At 67.5% G+C, this 2144-nt stretch carries 3 protein-coding genes; 1 reads left to right on the top strand and 2 read right to left on the bottom strand.

Annotation, left to right across the window (positions count from 1 at the left end):
• Positions 1 to 1391, bottom strand: a 1391-nt coding sequence (locus tag EON91_RS14260) for a hypothetical protein (RefSeq protein WP_292096038.1), incomplete at its 3' end; no start/stop codon positions are given.
• Complete coding sequence (locus tag EON91_RS14265) at positions 1375 to 1596, bottom strand: hypothetical protein (RefSeq protein ID WP_292096040.1); 222 nt, start codon at positions 1594 to 1596, stop codon at positions 1375 to 1377. The genes EON91_RS14265 and EON91_RS14260, both read right to left, overlap by 17 nt.
• A 269-nt stretch (positions 1597 to 1865) precedes the next feature.
• Between EON91_RS14265 and EON91_RS14270 the strand changes: the two genes are divergently transcribed.
• The coding region (locus EON91_RS14270; protein WP_292096042.1) for a shikimate kinase at positions 1866 to 2144 on the top strand (279 nt) is incomplete at its 3' end.

Consider the following 2144-nt stretch of genomic DNA (forward strand, 5'->3'; position numbering starts at 1 on the left):
CCCGCATAGAGGAACAGCGCCCGCGTGTTCTCGATGCGCCGCAGATCGAGCGCCTTGTCCGCCAGCGTCGCTTTCGCGGCAGTCGCCTTGCCAGTTTCCGCAAAGGGCGCAGCCGCGATCAGGCGATCAAGGATTGCGCCCGGCTTCTCGTTCGTTGCCCCAACATAAGAGAGCATCAGGTCGATACGCGCCGCAGCCCACTCGTCAGCGGCTTCCTTCGGCAGCGTATTCATCAGCTTGCGCCAATCCGCAGCCTGCTTGGCATCGCCCGTGAACAGGGCCGCGCGCGCAAAGGTGCTCGCATAGGGCGCCGTCAGTTCGTTCTTCGGCAGCGCCTTCACCGGATCGGCCAGCGCCACGGACGCGAGGCGTCCATCCGCCATCGTCTCCGCCGCCTTCAGCGCATCGGCATAAGCCTTCGCGCGCACATCGGCCTTGGCATCCGCCGTCGCAAACACGGTCAGCGCCGTCGCCAGCAGGTCAGGCCGCGGCGCAGCTCCACGCGTAGGCGCTGGCTTTGCCGCCGTTTCGTCCTTCGCCGTCAGCACCGCCAGCACATCCGCCGAAGTAATCCGTCCGCCCTCAAGCGCGGGCCGCAGGGCCGCGCGCTTCTGCTCCAGCGTCGCATTCGGGTTCAGCACAATCGCCGCCGCCACATCGGCCGGGGGCGCTGCCAGCGCATTCGCCGGCACAGACAACTTCGCCGCCACCGACACCGCCGCCTCGAACGCCGATGCATACCGGCCCTCAGGCTTCTTCCCGCCCGGCGCAGTGATCGCGCCGGTCGCCGACATCAGCCACACGCCGAATGCCTCGTCCGTCGCCGCAACCTGTTCGCTGATCAGGTTCACCTGATCTGCATTGCCGTTCAGCGCAGCGCAGAACGCGCGCACCGGCATCCACGCCTTGTCCGCCGCCGGCTTGCCTGCCGTCCGTGCGCACGCGTCCTTTTTGCCGCTCACCAGATCGAGCTCGATCGACAGGCGCTCGCCCGCCTTGCCCCAGTCCGTCTCCGCATAGCGCGCGCGCAGGTCAGCCGACCGCGCCGTCTCGCCCAGTTGTTCAATGATCCGCAGGCGCTCCGGCGTCAGGTCCGCTCCCGCCGGCGCCTTGGCGCGCGACAGTACAACCCGGCGGAGCAGGGCGCGGGCAGTCGGCGACAGCTCGCGCGGCTGAATGCCGTCGAAGATCGGCGCAAGCGACTCGCCCGTCGTGTTCGCCCAGAATGCCGCCGGCACAGCGCCGTCATTCGCGCCAAGCCAGCCCACGCCCCAGGGATCCACCTGGGCGAGTGGCGCGGAGGCTACTTGTTGCGACATGGCTGGTGCGGCAATAGCCGCCGCCAAGCCTAAAGCGAGAACGCTGACGAGCGCCTTATTGCGTCGGCGCATTTGGCGTACTCGCGGGCGTTTCGGCCTGCGGGCCGACATTGGTGGCGGGCACGGTCACGGTCGTCTGTTCCGGCCTGCGTCCATCCGCCTGTCCGGCAAAGAAGAACACCGCGCCCACGATCACGACCAGACCCACGGCCGCCAGGATCATGATCAGCTTGGGCGAAAGGGCCGAACCCCGCCGTCTTCCATATCCACGCGCCATCGCCCGTCCTCCGAAAATAACTCGGCTCCCAGCGCAATGAAACCAGACACGGCGCTCAGGGTCCAGCGCGCGAAGCTGCTGGAAACCCGTAAAGCCGGCCTGAAGATTGCCCCTGTAGCCTTGCCCTGTATAAGCGTGCGGTTCGTGAAACAGGGCAAGTCATGTCTGCGCCAGACAGTGTTCCGCCAGACAGTATCCCCGCCAGCACAGAGGCTGCCGCGGCCCCGACTCCCGTCGCCCGAGGCCGTCTGGAGCGCACGATCGCTCTCGTGGGCATGATGGGCGCCGGAAAGTCGACTGTGGGCCGCAAGCTGGCCGACAGCCTGGGCGCCGGCTTCGTCGACAGCGACGACGAGATCGAAAAGGCCGCCAGCCTGACGGTTCAGGAGATTTTCGAGCGTTTGGGCGAGCCGGAATTCCGCCGTGGCGAGCGCCGCGTCATCGAACGGCTGGTCAATGGCCCGGCCATCGTGCTGGCAACGGGCGGCGGGGCCTACCTCGATCCGACCACCCGCGCGCTCCTGAAAGAGAAGGCGACAACCATCTGG

Origin of the sequence: Brevundimonas sp. (genome assembly GCF_004210735.1) — a bacterium.
Taxonomy (GTDB): domain Bacteria; phylum Pseudomonadota; class Alphaproteobacteria; order Caulobacterales; family Caulobacteraceae; genus Brevundimonas.